A 14,513-nucleotide genomic window follows, 5' to 3' on the forward strand; every position below is an offset into this window, starting at 1 on the left:
CTATTCGAGGCGTGGTGATGCCCGGTGCGTTCGGGCGCGGTAGTTGTCGGTCCGTTCCATGCGGCCGGACGCATCGGCGCCGATCTGGGCACCGGATGTGCGGGTGATGAGCTGCACACGGACGGCGCCGAGCAGCAACGGGCCGGCGCCGTGCAGGACGTCGTACGCGTCGTCGGCGAGCTGCTCGACGTCGCGTGGGTCCGGGCCCGCGCGGGCGCGCACCTGCACGCCGGTCACGGTGTCCGTGAGCCACGGATCGTCGGTGATCGGGTAGGCGGCGAGCACGAGCAGCCGGTCGGGCGCTGGCGCCGCGGTGCCAATGGTGATCGCTGTCTCGCCGGCCGTGTACACGCCGTCGGGTCGGTAGGTCGCGACGCCGGCCGCGGCGAGCAGCCGCGCGAGTCCGTCGAGCAGGTCGGTTGTGTAGGTCACCGGAGCGACCTCCGGACCTCCGCGGCGATCAGGGCGGCGACAACGGGCGCCGACTCGGCGAGCGCGGTTTCGAGGTACTTCGCTTGCCGGCCGGGCGCGTGACGCGCCGTCATGTCCTCGTGGACGCGGACGGCGTACGGGGTGTCGTAGCTGACTGCGGCCGTCAGTTCGGTGTCGTCGACGACCGCGGCCCCGGAGCGTTCGAGGGTGCCCTCGTCGAGGGGCACGAGCTTTCGCGACTCGCCGAGCACGTGCTCGGCGGCCAGGCGCAGGCCGCGCGCGGCTCCCTCTCGGGTGCCGGCGAGAGCGGCGGCGCCGGTCCAGTTGAGGCGGGCGCGGGTCACTCGACGTTCACCTCGCTTGACGCAGGCACGGGCAGGCCCGGCGCGGTGTGCTGGGCGCTGGTGATCGCGGTCGTGATTCGGCCGTCGGGCAGGGTCACGCGGGATTCGGCCGGGCAGTCCAGGCCGGGGCCGGCGATGATCTGCGCCGAGCTGGTGACCTGTCGGCCGTTCGGCGCGCGCACGACGCGCACGGTCTCGTCGACCAGGGCGGGCACGTCGGCGACGGGCGGACCGTAGACCTTCCCGTATGCGCTTTCGCCGCGGTAGGGCTCGACCGTGATCCGGTGGCGCAGCAGCCACGCGGGGACGCGGCTCACCATGCGATCACGCGGCCGGGTGTGAGTCCTGCTCGGCGCAGCACGCGGTCGGCGCGAGGCGCCAACTCGACGCCCCCGCCGCTGCGTTGGGCGTTGCGGCCGGACAGGGACACGGGGCCGATGGATACGGAGTCCCATCGGGCGACCGCGCCCGTGCCGTCATCGCCGGTGGCGAGCTGGTACTCGACCTGTGCGCACGCGGCGTCGGCGAGTGCGGCCACGATGCGCGGGTCGGTCGGGTCGCCGTCGTCGTCGACCCGGTAGACCGCGGTCAGCAGGGCCGAGTCGAGATCCTCGCTTGCGCGGGCGAGCAGCCGGTCGGCGTCCGCCGGTGCCGGCTGCCCGGTCCACGCGCTGAGCTGCTCCGGTGTGGCGTACGTCCGACCCATGCTACCCCTTGCGGGAACGGGAACGGGCCGCCGGCGTGGGTGCCTGCGGCCCGTTCGGGTCGGTCGTGTGCTCGGCTTCCGGTGGGTCGTCGACGAGCTGCTCGACCACGTAGCCGCGGCGCCGGAAGTAGAGCAGGACGCCGGGGCGCGGGTCGGTCGCGATGCCGCGGCCGGCGGTGATCTGCACGTCGCCGACCATGCCGTTGTATCGCTCGTTCGGCGCGGTGAGTGCGTAGCGGATGGCCATTACTGCACCTTGATGTTCCGCAGGACCGCGGCGGCCTTCGTCGCCTTGAGCACGACCGCGACCGGGCCGAGTTCGACCTCTCCGGGCTTGACGGCGCCGGCGGTCGTGAAGTCGGGCAACCACTGCTTGACGAGGTTCCCGCTCATGGTCGTGATGCCGTGGAACCCGTCGGTGCCCAGGCGCACGGCGTACAGGTCGGACAGGCCAGAGATCGCCGTCCCGGAGCCGGCGCCGTCGACGTCGCGCGACTCGATCGGGATCACGGGCGCCTCACTGCCGGCGACCGCGCCCAGGTCGACGAACGGGATTCCGTTGTACGTCTCGACGTTCGTCCCGAACGCGTTCGGGGTCCGCTCGTAGAAGCCGGCCCGGCGCGCGAGCGACCGCACGCGGGCAATGGTCTTCTTGTTGCCCAGCAGCGCCGACGGCGTGCCGTCGAGCAGCGCGAGGAACTCGTCGAGCAGGTCGAGCGCGTCGTTTGCCTTGGCGCGGCTCTCGCCGAGCGTGGGCCCGGTCCAGTCGACCGACGTCGCCGCGCCCATCTCGGTGGTGCTGCCGGCGAGTGCCTTGTCGAGTCCGTCGAAGCCGGCTTCCTGGCCGAGCGTGGTGACGCGCTCGCCGTTGATGACCTGATCGCAGAAGAAGGCCGATGCCGCCTTGATGGTCTGGTTCATCTGGAACGCGACCTCGTTGGACGCGGCCGGCCCGAGTTCGGCGATGGTGCGGTCGATCTCGAACGAGCCGCCCAACGGGGCAAGGTCGACGTTGTACCGCTGACGCTTGGCCTGCGCCTTGGGGTACTCCGTGTTGAGCTTGCGGAAGCCGGCGCCGCGCTCGGTCACGACGCGGGTGTATCCGTACGTGAGGACGGCGCCGCCACCCGACGGGTTGACGGCCTGATCGAACGGCAGATTGTCGAGCAGCCAACTGTTCTTGCGGAACTCGTCGATCACTTGCAGATCGACGTCGTCCTGCGTGTTCAGCTTGGCGTCGGCAAGAGTGATCGCCATGTGGGGGAACTCCTAGGTTCAGCCGCCCAGGCGGGCGGCGATTGCGTCTTGCAGGGAGGCGGGGCGACGTTCGCCGGCGGCCGGCCCGTTGAACTCGGCGCCGCCGCGGACCGGCGCGGCGGGCGCGGCGCGGTACAGGTCCGGGTCGGCCTCGACCGTGGTTTTGATCGCTGCCGTGAGCTGCTCGGCGAACTTGGCGTCGGCCGGGTCGAGCGCGGACACGGCGGCGATGAACGCGCGGCTGTTCAGCAGGCGGTCGGCGCGCGCACCTTCCTTGCCGGCGGCCTGGTACGCGGCGAGTTCGACCTGCGCCGTGCGAAGCTGCGCCGTCAGGTCGGTGATCTGCGTGTCGCGTTCGGCGACCGCGGCGGCGAGTGCGGTCGGGTCCTGCTCACCGGCGGGCGCGTCCGGGTTGAGTGCCTGATTCACGGCGTCGAGCGCGGCCTGCAACCGCTCGGCACGCTCGGCCGCTTCGGTCGCCTGCTGCTGCGCCTCGACGAGCTGCTGCTCGGCGGCCGGGTCCGGGCCTGGCAGCGTGCCGGGGTCGACCGGGGCGGGCGGCGCGGCCGGGTCCGGGGTGCCGGTCGGGGCGTTGTCCGACGGTGCGGGCGGGGTGTTTTCGGGCATGGGTGATCGGCCCTCCGGGGCGGGTGCGGACAGCAAAAAGGGCCCGCCGGTGGGCGGGCCCTATATAGGGGTGTGGGTGATGCTCGGGTGGACGGCTACCCGGCGGGCTCGACCTCGACGGTTCGTCGGCCGCGGGTGTAGCCGCGCAGCCATGCCGTACGCAGGAGGGACTCGCGCGGGTGGGGGCACACTGTCGGACGGTCGCCCGCGCGGCCGGCCTGTTCGCCGGCCTGCGCGGCGGCGAGCGCGCTTTCGCGGAACCCCATCGGTGCCGTCCTTACTGACGTCGGTTCTGATCGTCCCTGGCTTGGCGGGCGCGATCCGTCGCGCCTGTCTGCCTGCCTGTGATCCGTTCCTCGAACTCTCCCAGAGTCACGCGCGGGTTGTCTGCCCAGTAGCGGATCAGGTCTTCCGACGCTCGCGCGTAGGCCACGTGCGACGGGCCGCTGAACAGCGACTCGGGGTCGATGCCAGCCGCTTCGGCTTCCCGCGACAGCAGGTTCCCGCGGCACACGCCTTCGGCGTCGAGCCACTGTGTGTAGACGTGCTCCCGGTACATCTCGCGTATCTGCTCGCGGGTGAACTGCGACCGTGCGCCTTGCTCGGCGAGTTCGCGCTCGTACACCCATCGTTCGGTGGCGGACATGCCAGCGGTGGGATCGTCGGGCAGGTCGTCGGCCCATGCTCCCCACTCGTCGTCGCGCCGCGGGGGCACGTCGTTGAGGTGGGGCACGGCGTCGTCGAGCGCGGCCCGGTTCGCCTCCCACGCGTCGATGCTGCCTCCCTCGACGGCGGGCGCCGGGGGATCGGGGTATCGGCGGTCGAGTTCGGCCATGAGCCGGGCGCCGTCGTCGGGGCTGCCGTACCGCAGGGCCCACATGAGTGCGTCGTCGCTTGCGCCGCCCAGGTCCGCAGCGAGCGCGCCGTCGGGGAACAGCTCGGCGAGCAGCTCCCGGCGGTGTGCCTCCGCGGCGAGTCGGGGCAGGTCGTCGGTGCTCGCGCGGGTGAGCGCGTGGCCGAGCTGCTCGTCGGTCCAGTCGAGCAGCTCGGGCGCCACGTCCGGGAGCGGACTCCCGGGCGGCCTGCGGTTGATCTCGGCACCGACGCGCCGAGCCTGCTCCGGGTCCAGCTCGGGGAGGATGCGCGCGAGTTCGCCGTCGTCGACGACGGCCAGGTCGTCGACAAGCCGGCCATTCGGCCGCACGCGGTCGACCAGGTCGCGCCGCTCGAACTCGCCGACGACCCGACCCATGCCGCGCGGGTCGAGGATGCCGGCGTTCGTCGCGTCGACGAGCTGCTCGTCGGTCATCTCCCGCAGCGTGTGCGCGTCGCCGGACCGCACGCGCGCGGCCTCGACCGCGGACTGCGGCGGCGCCGGCCGACGGTCGGGCAGGTTGCTCGCGCCGGGCTGTTCCCGCTCGCGCTTGCGGCGCAACTCGGGATGCCGGGCCAGGTGCTCACGCTGCCGACGCTGCCAATCCCGAACCTTCGCTTCGGCGGCACGGCGCGCTTCCGGCGTCACGGATCCGGCCGCGCGGTTCTTCCACTGCCGGATCATGCGCTCGTTGCGCCGCTGCTCCTGTGTGGCCTTGTAGCCGTCCGGGTCGGTCGAGTGCTCTACCGGCGCGGTGGTCACGCCGGGCAGGTAGGCGCTCAGGCTGTGCCGGCAGTTCGGGTGTTGGAAGCCGGCCCGGCGTGCCTCGTCGACGCTGCCGACGATCTGCACGCGCACGGTCCGATCGTCCTCGACCGCGTGCTCGACCTCGATTGTGCGGGCGCCGCCGGGCCCGTCGAGGCTCAATACCTTGCCCTCGAACGGCTTGCACAGCGGGCACTCGTGCGGGGCGTTGCTCACGATGACCAGTTCGAGACCGGCATCGCGCAGTCGGTCGGCGTGCGCCTCGACCGCGGCGCGGCCGGTGGACGTGCGTACCGCCATCTCGGCATAGGACGTCATCTGCCACGCGCGGCCGGACCGGTCGACGAACGACTGCACGCCGCGGTCGGCGAACCGGGACATGGCTGCTTGGGTGGCCTGTCGGCGGGTCTCGACGCCGAGTAGCGGCGTGGCGGACACCTCCGAGACGACCTGTCGGTATCCGTCCTCGACGCCGCGCAGGATCCCGCGGTGGGTCGCGGTGACGGTGTCGATGGTCTCGGCGGCGAGCCGGTCGACCGACCGCGCGTTCGGCGTGGTCTCGGCGATCCGACGCGCGTCGTCGCGGCCGAGCGCGCCGAGTTCGTCGAGCGCGGCCCGGCCACCCACGTTGTAGGCGTAGGCGACCGCGCCGCGGATCTCGGCGCCGGCGGTCGTGGCGAGTCCGTCGACGACGGCCTGCGCCGCGCGCCTGAGCTGCTGTAGGTCGGCGAGCTTGCGCTCGGCCCACCCCGGGCCTTCCATACCGGCGGCGAGCTGTCGCGCGATCATGCCGAGCAGGCGTGTCTCGGCGTCGGCGTACAGGTCGCGCGTGCCGATCGACAGATCGTCAACCATGGACGGATCAACCGGCACGTCAATCCCCCCGTCTACGCGACGTCGCCGAGCTGCATTGGGTCGGGCACGGCCTGCCCGGTCTCGACGAGGATCGCCTCGACCTCGGCGCGCACCTGCTCGTCGGACCAATCCGGGTGAAGGATCCGCACGCGCGTGTCGACCGATGCGGCCTGCGCCTGGTTGAGAAGCGCGAGCGTCTGTGCGGTGCTCTGCGGGTCTTCCGACACTGCCGGCCCGAACGCGATACGCGGTCGCTCCGGTGTGATGCCGGACCACCCGAGCGTGCGGTCGAGCGCGAGCAGCGCGTGCAGGATGTCGGCAATCGCCGGCGCCCAATAGCGTGCCTTCTTCTTCCGGGTGATCATGCTCCGGCGCTCCTCCGCGACGATCTGCGTTGCGGTGAGCGCGGTCGACACGCCAAGTCCGAACGTCTGCGGCGCGTAGCCGGCCGACTGCACGGCCTGGCGCACGATCGCATCGCACGTGCGGCTGTGTTCTTCGACCCGGATCGCGAACTGAGACAGCGTGATCCCGCTGCCGCTCTGTTCGGTCGGGGGGATCGCGAGCGTCTGCCAGATCTCCCGGTCGTCGTCGAAGCTCGCGCCCTTGCCGGGACCGTGATCGCGCAGGTACCCATCGGGAACGATCAGCCGCGCGCGGGCAAGGCGAATGTCTCGGATCCAGCTCGACCACGTTTCGTCGAGCGCGTCGAACAGGTCGTGCACGCTGCCCTGAAAATCGGAGCGGCCGAGCGGCGACCCGCGGTGCAGGCGGTTCGGCCGGATGTTGGGCACGTAGACCGCGGTCAGCAGGTCGATACCGGTCGGGATGCTGTCGCCCTCGATGCCGAGAGCCTCGACGAGCGGCGCCGTTTCCGGGTGTTCGGTCAGCGGCACGCGCGTACCGATCCGGTCAGCCGTCCCCTGGTAGAGCGCGTGCTCGATCCGACCGCGCACGTGCCGCTCGACGTGACGCCACACCGCGGCCGAACGGGACGGCAACTCGCGCCAGAACGCCACGGCAACCAGCACACCGAACACGAACTCGGGCAGCGCGGCATCGGGGTGAACCGCGGTGAGCAGCGGGCGATTCACCAGGGACCGATCCCACGTCGCGCGCAGGTACACCCCGCCCAGTGCCGCGGCGATCTCGGCCGCCTCAAGCAGCGTGTTCGCCACGCCACCCGACTCGACCAACTCGTCGAGCCGATCCTGCGCCGCGGCGTCGACGGTGAACACGGGCGGCTCACTGAACAGCATGTCGGCGCTCGTGGTGGCGATGTCCGACGGCAACGGGATGTGCAGGCGCCCGTCACGTTGGCCGGGCTGTTGGGCACGGTGGCGCGCCCACAGCCGGCGGCGCCCGTCCGCGCGCCGGTGCTGCCCCTGGTACAGCTTGGCGAGTCGCTTCCGATCACCGCTGTACCACGCGTCGTCGACCTGCATCTCGCCGTAGATGCCCGCCCACTGTGGCGGTGGCCACGCGGCCCCGTTCTCAGGCAGCGGCACGGGTCACCTCCTCGTCGACGAGTGCGGGTATCAGGTGGCGCCACTCGTGCGCCGTCGAATGGACGGCGTAGCGAAGCGCATCGACGCTGTGGTCGTCGCGCTTCAAGGGCCGGTCCTGGCCTTCGTCGGACGCCTTGGGGTCCCAGGCGTAGCCCGGGAGTTCGGCAAGCAGTCCTTCGCATGAGCGGTGTACGAACAGCAGGCCCGACTCGATCGCGGTCGCCACGGATCGGATGCCGTCGACGACCTCGTTCCGGGCCCGCGCGATGCCCGGGTATCCGTCGGTCCAGAGCTGTTGAATGAAGGAGGCGGCCGACGGGTCGATGAACGACCACTCGGGCGCAATGTCGAGTCCGTCGAGCCATGCGCGTATCGCGCGGCTGTACTGCGCGTCGGTCATCTGCCGGCGAGCGACGCGCGAGTCGTGGCGCCACTCGGCCGCGGCGTACAGCCGGTCGTCGGCGCCCAGGCCGAGCAGCACCGCGGAGGTTGCGTTTGTCGTGCCGTAGTCGAGGCCCATCCACCAACGGCGGATCTCGGGCAACTCGTCGACGACGTGCTGCTGTTCGTCCCACGATTCGTATATCGCGCCTTCGGCGACGCACCACGCGCCGTCGATCATCCGCCGGCGCCACAGGCCGACGTACTCGGCGGCGAGCGCGTCGACGTACGCGCGCGACAAGCTCGGGTTGTCGGCGAGCTTGAAGTGCCATGACCTCATGTCGAGTTCGCGCTGCCGGTCGAGGTACCGCACTTTGAGCCAGTGCCGCGGACTGTCCGGGTTGGTCGTGCCGAACAGCCGGGCGCCGGGAACGGACAGGCGCGCGAGTAGCTGAGTCCAAAATGCTTCCGGGAGCAGCGTCGCCTCGTCGACGTACGCGAGCGACGCCGTGAGGCCACGCAGCCGACCCTCTGCTCGCGCGTCGGAAGCACCGATCAGGTGGACGGTGCGACCGAGCACGGTGGCCACGGACGCGCCGCGGGTGTGCCTGATCTCGGCGGCGAGCGGACCGAACAGGCTCGGGTCTTGGAGCGGCTCGAACACGTTCCGCTCGATCGTCTGCAAGCTTCTGCCGACAACCACGATGAGGCCGGTCGGTGGCGCGTCGGCTACCGCAAGCACCCACGCAAGTAGCGAAGACACCGTTTTGCCGGACCGAACGGCGCCATGCCACAAGTTGATGCGTGCGGTGGACTGCGCCACCGACCGGAGCTGTTTCCGCGAGAGAGGCAGGTCGTCGAGGGGCACGTGTTACGCCTCCTCGTCGACCTCCTCGTCGGCGAACGCATCCCGGATGCCGCGGGCAAGGTCAGTCAGCATCGACCGAACCTCAGTCGAACCGGTGCCGGCGTCTACGTCGGCGAGTCGCTGCGCCGAAGCGAGCAGGGAGGCGACTGCCTGCGCGAGATGGCGCTCGTCCTGCGCCGGCGGGTCGTCGGACAGCACCTCGACGGTCTGCCCGGACATGAGCATCTCGGTACGTACGTAGGTGGGCGCCTCGACCCGGGCGAGCACGGCGGATGCGCGGGCGTACAGCCGGTGTTGTAGATCAAGGCGAACGGCGGCGAGATCGGCGCGGCGTGCCTCGACGGCGGGGGCCACGGTCGCGGCGCGGTCGAAGGTCAGTCCTTCGCTCTGCGCGATCTTCGAGACGGTCGAGCCGGAGCGGCCGAGTTCTCTCGCAATGTCGTTGCGCGACTTCCCGGCGGCGTGGAGCAGCCGCACCCGGTGCCGGTCGTCGTCGGTGATCGGGTCGGACACAACACCCCCAGGTGTGCTGGCACGCGAAACAGCCCGTCACCGGTAAGGGGTGACGGGCTGTTCGCAGCGGATTGACCATCTCCGGGCACGCCGGGGACGGCTCCAATGCTGCACCCGGTCGCGCCGGATTTCAAACCCTGCCCGCGCGCCACGCCTCGACCGCGGCGCGCACGGTCTGCCCGCGGCTGCGCTTGACGCCGAGCAGCTCGCCGAGTTCGGGCGCGGTCGGGCGCCGGCCGTGCTGTTCGAGCAGCCGCTCGTACGCGTCGAGTTGCTCGTCGCTCGGCCGGCGGATCGGCGCGGCGGCCGGCTCGTCGACGTTGTCGTGCTCCTGGTCCTCGTCGACCCGGTCGTCGAGCGGCGGCGCCACGAACGCAACGAGCGGCGTCTCGACGGCGGCCTGCGGCGGGCGCGGCGCCACGGCGGCGGCAAGTGCGGCGACGTCGACGACGAGCTGCTCGCCGCCGTCGTCGAGCGGCGGCGCCACCAGGGGGAGCAGGCGCGCACCGCGCGGTACCACCGGGGGTCGAGGCGGCGCCGGTGTGGCGGGTTGCCGGCGGATGGCGACAGGTGCGGCGGCGGCGGTGGCGGCGAACGTGTCGGGTACGGCGGCGCCGGTCGTGGCGGACGGCGCCGGCAGCAGGCGCACGAGCAGCTCGACGGCGACGAGTTGCGCAAGCGGCGGCGTAACGGCAATGGCGACGCCGGCCGCGGTGCGGTCGGAGTGGGCGACGTTGAACCCGAGTGACGTCGCGGCGAACGCGAACACGACGAGCCAGTATGGCCAGACGGCGCGGCCGGTGTACTGCGCCATGACGACGCCGGCGGTACCGACGACCGCGCCCCCGTCGACGAGCGCGGCGAACATCCACACGATGTCGGGCGGCGTTCCGTGCTCGACGGCGAGCGCCGTCAACGACTCGAACGAGAGGCGGAACGCGAGATACGCGAATGCCGCCGTGATGGCACCGGACGCGAGCGGCGCGACCCATTGGGCACGGCCGGCGGCACGTGGGCGGGCGACAGTAGGGTGAACGTACGTCATGCGGGGGTAGCTCCCGTGTGATGTAGGCCCCGGTGCCGGAGTGGAGTCCGCGCCCCGGGGCCGGCCTGTGTCTCAGTCCTGGTGTTCGCCGGGTACACCGTTGGCGACGTACGCAGCGTCGTCGGCGTCCTGCTCGTCCGGCCAGATCAGGACACGAACCCGGTTCGGCGGCGGACCCTCGTCGCCGTGAGCGGTGATGTAGTCGGCGAGGAGTTGCTCGGCGAGCTGAGCGTCGGTGGTGGCGCGCGGTACCACGCTGGCGCCGTCGTCGGTTTCGGCGTACGTGCCGTCGTCCTGCTGCACGTCGATGCGCCACGCGAATTGGCGGTGTTCTCGGCGCAGCCGGTACACGTAGGACTCGGTCAAGCCAAGCAGCCGGGCCACATGCGCGGCGGAGTGTCCGCGGTCGAGGGCCTCATACACGATGCGCGGGATGTGCGGCTGTACCTGGCGCGCGTCGGCGAGCACTTGCGCGGCTTGGTTCAACTCGGCGTCGCCGCGTGCCTGCCGGGTCTGCTGCTCGTAGTCCAGGGACAAGCGCAGGACCTCGGCGGCGTACCGCTCGGCCGCGCTGCGCTGCTCCACTTCGTCCAACGACCGAGGGTGCTTGCGTGCGTTCCGCGCCTCGTTCATGTGCTCGGCTCCTCCTGGTAGGGCCCGCCCCGGAGGGGCCGGGGCGGGCCGAACGGTCTAGTCAATCGGCGGGGTCGGACACGTGCTCACGTCATCCCTTGTGGGCGCTACGGCGGTCCGCGGTTCCTGCTCGATCGGGCGCCACGCGTACACGCACGAGTAACCCTGCGGCTCGGTTCGCCAACCTGCCTTCTCGAAGGTCTGGCGCAGCACGGCGAGTGAGACCAGCGACCAAATGTCGTCGCGGGTAACGAGTTGGCCGGCTTCGATCCAGTAGGCGGCAACTCGGCCGCCTCCGCAGGGCTCGACGACGTAACCCCGCATGTCGGTGTCGACCTCCTCTGCGTAGGGCGTGAGGTCCGTGTGATTGGTGAGCGTGGCCACGGCAAGATGGTTGAGCACCTCACGAGCGGCGATGACGTCGGGGTGTGAAGCGTGACGAGGCGCGCTGCCCTGCGCCGTGCCGTCGTGTTCCATGATCACACCCTCGATCACGTCCGGTGTGGTGTCGACGCCGTGCGCCGCATCCCAGAGTTCGACGGCGCGTCGTGCCAGGTCGGACAGGGAAGCCGTGTTGTTGGTTGCGGTGATCGAGTCGAGCACCCTCCGGAGGTCGGCAGGGATACCGCGCCGGGTGGCGTACGACGCCGAATCGACGAGCGTCCCGACCCTGCGGGCGGCGTCGGCCGCATCTTCGATGGTGAAGGCGTTACGCATCCGCTCAATCCCAAGAGCGAGGGCGGCCTGCTCGGCACGCGCCGCGGGCGCGAGGGTGTCGCCGCGCGTGGAGCAACGGCGGCACAGGTCGTAGTCGGCAGAGTCGATCAGCGAGATGTATCGCGTGATCGGCCGGCCGCAAAGGGTCTCGTCGTTGCCCGGCGAGCAGTGCACGAGCCGGCCGCGGCCGACGAGCGCAAAGCGGAGGTTGAGCACCTTCCAGAACTCGGCATCGTCCGCACGGGGAGCGGCCGGCGCCGCGGGCTGCTCGGCGGCGACCACGGGCAACAGCTCGGACGTGCGCAGGCGGCGCTGACTGAACCCACCCTCACGCCGGCTGGTGACCTGCACCGTGGGCAGGGCGTCGGCGGCGCGGGTGGCGTCGTGGCTGGTGGCTCCCTCGACGCGGGCGATTTCCTCGCCGGCGCGGTTCGTGATCGTCCACGTGTCCGACGGCTCGTCGGCCGTGGTCGGCTCGGTCGCGACGGCCGGCTCGTCGAGCAGGGGCAGCTCGACCTCGACGGCGGCCGGAGTGCGCTTCTTGGGGGCCGCGGTCTCGACGACCATCACGCCAGCGTCGAGCGACAGCTCGACGTGCCGGCGGGCGGTGCGGGTGTTCACACAGGACTTGCAGTGACGCATGGTCTGCGTGGCCAGACCGAACGATGCGGCGTCGGCATCGACGACGTGCTCGGCCATGCGGCCACAGTCGGCGCGCTTGCTGTTGATGCCCTGGGAGTGCAGAACGACGCTCTTGAGAGTGCTGGTCGCGTATCGCTTGGTCATGGGGGTAGCTCCCGTGGTTGTGGTGAGTGAGTTGTCGGTGTGGAGCCCGACACCTCGTACTGTACTCAGTTCAGTACTGAGTACACAAGAGGCAACGGGCAAGCCGGGCCCGGAAGTTACGCCGGGCCCGGTCCGGTGCCCTACGCCGCGGCGGCGCCGGCGAGATCGGTCACGAGCGCGAGCAGGGAGTCGCCCGCCCAGGTGCGCCGGCCGGCGTCGTCAACCGACGCCGGGGCCCGGCATGCCGCGCCGGTCGCGCACGTGATGCGCTCGGGTTCGCCGCGGCGCGTGTGCAGGGTCAGCTCGCCGCCGCACCAGGGGCACGCCGCGGTGCCCGGGGCCGGCCGCTCCTCCATCAGCAGGGCACGCCGGATGCGCTCGGCACAGCGACGGGCGACCCGGTGCGCCTCGTGCAGCAGGTGCTCGGGCAGAGGCAGGAACAGCGCGGGCCCGCGCCGGCCGTCGGGCAGCAGCTCGTCGTCGAGGTCGTCGTCGAGCACCCTGCCCTCGATCCACAGGGCGGCGAACTCGGTGCCGTGGGCGCGGCTGCCGGGTGAGGTGGGACTCGGGTAGGCCCAGCGGCGCGGGTCGGCGGCGTCGGCGTCGTCCTGCTCCCAGCGCAGCGGCGCGACCTGGGCGCGGGTGATGGGTCGCTGCGCCGCGGCGGCGATCGTGTCGGCGAGATCGAACAGCGCGCGCTCGACGAACACGCCGGCGTCGAGCGCGTCGAGGTTGGCCGGCGCCGAGTACGGGCGCAGGGTGAGCGGCGCGCGGTCGACGACGAGCAGCGGGTCGCCGCTGTCGACGCCGGCGAACAGGCCGCCGCGGTACTCGCGCGGGGGCCACTCGTCGGCCGGCGGCTGCTCGACCGCGACGAGCAGCGCGCCCCACTCGCCGCGGATGGTGCGCAGCGCGTCGACCGCGGTCCGCACGGTGTCGGTGTACGTCATGGGTGCTGCTCCTCAGTCGGTTGTGTCGGCGAGTGCGCGGTGCGGTGTGATGTCGCCGGCGCACAGTCGGCGGATGGTGTCGGCGAGCAGCAGCGCGTCGTCGCCGAGTGCGTGATCGGTCAGCGCGTCGGCGAGCTGCTCGGCCACGTCGAGCCGTTCGGCGAGCGCGGCCTCGACGGCGCGGGCCCGGTGGGCGCGGTCGAGCGCACGGCGCAGCGCACGCAGGCGCAGACGCGAGCGGCGCGACGTCTCAACCCACCGACCCCACCATTGGATTTCGCCGGCGCGCGCGTGCAGGTAGCTCCTGCGGTTCTCGTCGGCCCGGTTGACGAGCTGGTACACGAGGGAGCGCAGCACGCGCGCCTCGTCGACCAGGAGCACGCCGCGGTCGGCGCGGCCGAGCAGGACGTCGAGGCGGTCGAGGTCGCGCTGTTCGACGGCGCTCACTTGACGATGCTCCGGCCGGTGGCGACGCGCCGCTGCTCCGTCGTCTCGCCGCCCCACACACCCCATTCGGGGTCGCCGTGCGGACCGTGTCGGCCACGGTCGCGACAGGCGAGCAGGACGGGGCAGCCGGCACACCGCGCCGCGGCGTCGAGCTGTACGAGGGCGGACGGGTCGAGCCACGCCGTGTCGTTCGCGGCGACGCAGGGCCACGTCGAGGGGTCGAGGTCGAGCACGTCGGACGGGGCGGCGAACGGGTCAGTCAAGGGGTGCTCCGAGGGGGGTCGAGCCGGGGGTCGAGAGGCTGCTCGCGCGCGGCGCCGGGTGCGACCGGTCGCGCGGTCGGTCGTCAGAACGGGGGGTTGGGCTGCTGGGGGGTCTGCCATGCGTCGCCGGACGGCTGCTGTCGCTGCTGCGTGGGCTGCTGCCGGTTGGCCTTGACCGGGCGGGCGGTTGCGAACTTGAGCGACGGGCCGATGTTGTCCGCTTCGAGTTCGATCACGGTGCGCTTCTCGCCGGTGCTGGTCTCGTAGGTGCGCTGCTTGAGTCGGCCGGTCACGATCACGGCGTTGCCCTTGTTGAGGCACTCGGCGACGTTCTCGCCGAGCTGACGCCAAGCGGCGCACCTCATGAACAGGGGTTCGCCGTCGCGCCATTCGTTGGCCTGGCGGTCGAACGTGCGGGGGGTCGAGGCAACGGTGAAGCTCGCAACGGCGGCGCCGCTGGCGGCGAACCTCAGCTCGGGGTCGGCGGTGAGGTTGCCCTCGATGGTCAAGATGGTCTCTGCGGCCACGTGAGCGCCTATCTC

At 71.7% G+C, this 14,513-nt stretch carries 19 protein-coding genes; all 19 read right to left on the reverse strand.

What is annotated here, in order from left to right; translation table 11 throughout:
• The 19 genes from ACZOOI_RS13420 to ACZOOI_RS13510 all read right to left on the reverse strand — a co-directional run bounded on the left by ACZOOI_RS13420 (position 1) and on the right by ACZOOI_RS13510 (position 14,498).
• Positions 1 to 432 carry a minor capsid protein gene (locus ACZOOI_RS13420; RefSeq protein ID WP_465280865.1) on the reverse strand — a complete coding sequence of 144 codons (432 nt, stop codon included), beginning with the start codon at positions 430 to 432 and terminating at the stop codon, positions 1 to 3.
• The gene (locus ACZOOI_RS13425; protein ID WP_465280866.1) at positions 429 to 776 is read right to left on the reverse strand and encodes a hypothetical protein; all 348 of its coding nucleotides are present in this window, start codon (positions 774 to 776) and stop codon (positions 429 to 431) included. Before ACZOOI_RS13425 ends, ACZOOI_RS13420 begins: the two co-directional genes overlap by 4 nt.
• The gene (locus ACZOOI_RS13430; RefSeq protein ID WP_465280867.1) at positions 773 to 1,096 is read right to left on the reverse strand and encodes a hypothetical protein; all 324 of its coding nucleotides are present in this window, start codon (positions 1,094 to 1,096) and stop codon (positions 773 to 775) included. The genes ACZOOI_RS13425 and ACZOOI_RS13430 overlap by 4 nt, the downstream gene beginning before the upstream one ends.
• Positions 1,090 to 1,482: a hypothetical protein gene (locus tag ACZOOI_RS13435; protein WP_465280868.1), complete on the reverse strand. Its 393-nt coding sequence runs from the start codon at positions 1,480 to 1,482 to the stop codon at positions 1,090 to 1,092. Before ACZOOI_RS13435 ends, ACZOOI_RS13430 begins: the two co-directional genes overlap by 7 nt.
• 1 nt (position 1,483) lies before the next feature.
• Positions 1,484 to 1,729, reverse strand: coding sequence for a hypothetical protein (locus ACZOOI_RS13440; RefSeq protein ID WP_465280869.1), 246 nt, complete (start codon positions 1,727 to 1,729; stop codon positions 1,484 to 1,486).
• On the reverse strand, positions 1,729 to 2,739 hold the full coding sequence (locus tag ACZOOI_RS13445) for a major capsid protein (RefSeq protein WP_465280870.1): 1,011 nt from the start codon (positions 2,737 to 2,739) through the stop codon (positions 1,729 to 1,731). Before ACZOOI_RS13445 ends, ACZOOI_RS13440 begins: the two co-directional genes overlap by 1 nt.
• An 18-nt stretch (positions 2,740 to 2,757) precedes the next feature.
• Complete coding sequence (locus tag ACZOOI_RS13450; protein ID WP_465280871.1) at positions 2,758 to 3,366, reverse strand: hypothetical protein; 609 nt, start codon at positions 3,364 to 3,366, stop codon at positions 2,758 to 2,760.
• A 95-nt stretch (positions 3,367 to 3,461) separates the two neighbouring features.
• On the reverse strand, positions 3,462 to 3,632 hold the full coding sequence (locus tag ACZOOI_RS13455; protein ID WP_465280872.1) for an Rmf/CrpP fold protein: 171 nt from the start codon (positions 3,630 to 3,632) through the stop codon (positions 3,462 to 3,464).
• Positions 3,633 to 3,643: 11 nt separating this feature from the next.
• Positions 3,644 to 5,860 (reverse strand): phage minor capsid protein, encoded by a 2,217-nt coding sequence (locus ACZOOI_RS13460; RefSeq protein WP_465280873.1) that lies wholly within the window; start codon positions 5,858 to 5,860, stop codon positions 3,644 to 3,646.
• A 32-nt stretch (positions 5,861 to 5,892) separates the two neighbouring features.
• On the reverse strand, positions 5,893 to 7,368 hold the full coding sequence (locus ACZOOI_RS13465; RefSeq protein ID WP_465280874.1) for a phage portal protein: 1,476 nt from the start codon (positions 7,366 to 7,368) through the stop codon (positions 5,893 to 5,895).
• Complete coding sequence (locus ACZOOI_RS13470) at positions 7,355 to 8,617, reverse strand: PBSX family phage terminase large subunit (RefSeq protein WP_465280875.1); 1,263 nt, start codon at positions 8,615 to 8,617, stop codon at positions 7,355 to 7,357. Before ACZOOI_RS13470 ends, ACZOOI_RS13465 begins: the two co-directional genes overlap by 14 nt.
• A 3-nt stretch (positions 8,618 to 8,620) precedes the next feature.
• Positions 8,621 to 9,130, reverse strand: coding sequence for a helix-turn-helix domain-containing protein (locus ACZOOI_RS13475; RefSeq protein WP_465280876.1), 510 nt, complete (start codon positions 9,128 to 9,130; stop codon positions 8,621 to 8,623).
• Between the two features lie 130 nt (positions 9,131 to 9,260).
• Positions 9,261 to 10,175: a DUF2637 domain-containing protein gene (locus tag ACZOOI_RS13480; protein ID WP_465280877.1), complete on the reverse strand. Its 915-nt coding sequence runs from the start codon at positions 10,173 to 10,175 to the stop codon at positions 9,261 to 9,263.
• A gap of 72 nt (positions 10,176 to 10,247) precedes the next feature.
• Complete coding sequence (locus ACZOOI_RS13485; protein WP_465280878.1) at positions 10,248 to 10,808, reverse strand: hypothetical protein; 561 nt, start codon at positions 10,806 to 10,808, stop codon at positions 10,248 to 10,250.
• A gap of 57 nt (positions 10,809 to 10,865) precedes the next feature.
• A complete protein-coding gene (locus ACZOOI_RS13490; RefSeq protein WP_465280879.1) occupies positions 10,866 to 12,311 on the reverse strand; it encodes a hypothetical protein in 1,446 nt (481 codons plus the stop codon).
• Positions 12,312 to 12,451: 140 nt separating this feature from the next.
• The gene (locus ACZOOI_RS13495) at positions 12,452 to 13,261 is read right to left on the reverse strand and encodes a hypothetical protein (protein ID WP_465280880.1); all 810 of its coding nucleotides are present in this window, start codon (positions 13,259 to 13,261) and stop codon (positions 12,452 to 12,454) included.
• 12 nt (positions 13,262 to 13,273) lie between these two features.
• Positions 13,274 to 13,708 (reverse strand): hypothetical protein, encoded by a 435-nt coding sequence (locus ACZOOI_RS13500; protein ID WP_465280881.1) that lies wholly within the window; start codon positions 13,706 to 13,708, stop codon positions 13,274 to 13,276.
• Positions 13,705 to 13,971 (reverse strand): WhiB family transcriptional regulator, encoded by a 267-nt coding sequence (locus tag ACZOOI_RS13505; RefSeq protein WP_465280882.1) that lies wholly within the window; start codon positions 13,969 to 13,971, stop codon positions 13,705 to 13,707. Before ACZOOI_RS13505 ends, ACZOOI_RS13500 begins: the two co-directional genes overlap by 4 nt.
• 83 nt (positions 13,972 to 14,054) lie before the next feature.
• On the reverse strand, positions 14,055 to 14,498 hold the full coding sequence (locus ACZOOI_RS13510) for a single-stranded DNA-binding protein (protein WP_465280883.1): 444 nt from the start codon (positions 14,496 to 14,498) through the stop codon (positions 14,055 to 14,057).
• Between the last annotated feature and the right edge of the window lie 15 nt (positions 14,499 to 14,513).

It is taken from the genome of Embleya sp. L77, assembly GCF_055557415.1.

Coding starts and splice junctions, on each gene's coding strand:
- ACZOOI_RS13430 (WP_465280867.1), bottom strand. CDS start 1,096: ATGGTGAGCCGCGTCCCCGCGTGGCTGCTGCGCCACCGGATCACGGTC.
- ACZOOI_RS13435 (WP_465280868.1), bottom strand. CDS start 1,482: ATGGGTCGGACGTACGCCACACCGGAGCAGCTCAGCGCGTGGACCGGG.
- ACZOOI_RS13440 (WP_465280869.1), bottom strand. CDS start 1,729: ATGGCCATCCGCTACGCACTCACCGCGCCGAACGAGCGATACAACGGC.
- ACZOOI_RS13445 (WP_465280870.1), bottom strand. CDS start 2,739: ATGGCGATCACTCTTGCCGACGCCAAGCTGAACACGCAGGACGACGTC.
- ACZOOI_RS13450 (WP_465280871.1), bottom strand. CDS start 3,366: ATGCCCGAAAACACCCCGCCCGCACCGTCGGACAACGCCCCGACCGGC.
- ACZOOI_RS13455 (WP_465280872.1), bottom strand. CDS start 3,632: ATGGGGTTCCGCGAAAGCGCGCTCGCCGCCGCGCAGGCCGGCGAACAG.
- ACZOOI_RS13460 (WP_465280873.1), bottom strand. CDS start 5,860: ATGGTTGACGATCTGTCGATCGGCACGCGCGACCTGTACGCCGACGCC.
- ACZOOI_RS13480 (WP_465280877.1), bottom strand. CDS start 10,175: ATGACGTACGTTCACCCTACTGTCGCCCGCCCACGTGCCGCCGGCCGT.
- ACZOOI_RS13485 (WP_465280878.1), bottom strand. CDS start 10,808: ATGAACGAGGCGCGGAACGCACGCAAGCACCCTCGGTCGTTGGACGAA.
- ACZOOI_RS13490 (WP_465280879.1), bottom strand. CDS start 12,311: ATGACCAAGCGATACGCGACCAGCACTCTCAAGAGCGTCGTTCTGCAC.
- ACZOOI_RS13495 (WP_465280880.1), bottom strand. CDS start 13,261: ATGACGTACACCGACACCGTGCGGACCGCGGTCGACGCGCTGCGCACC.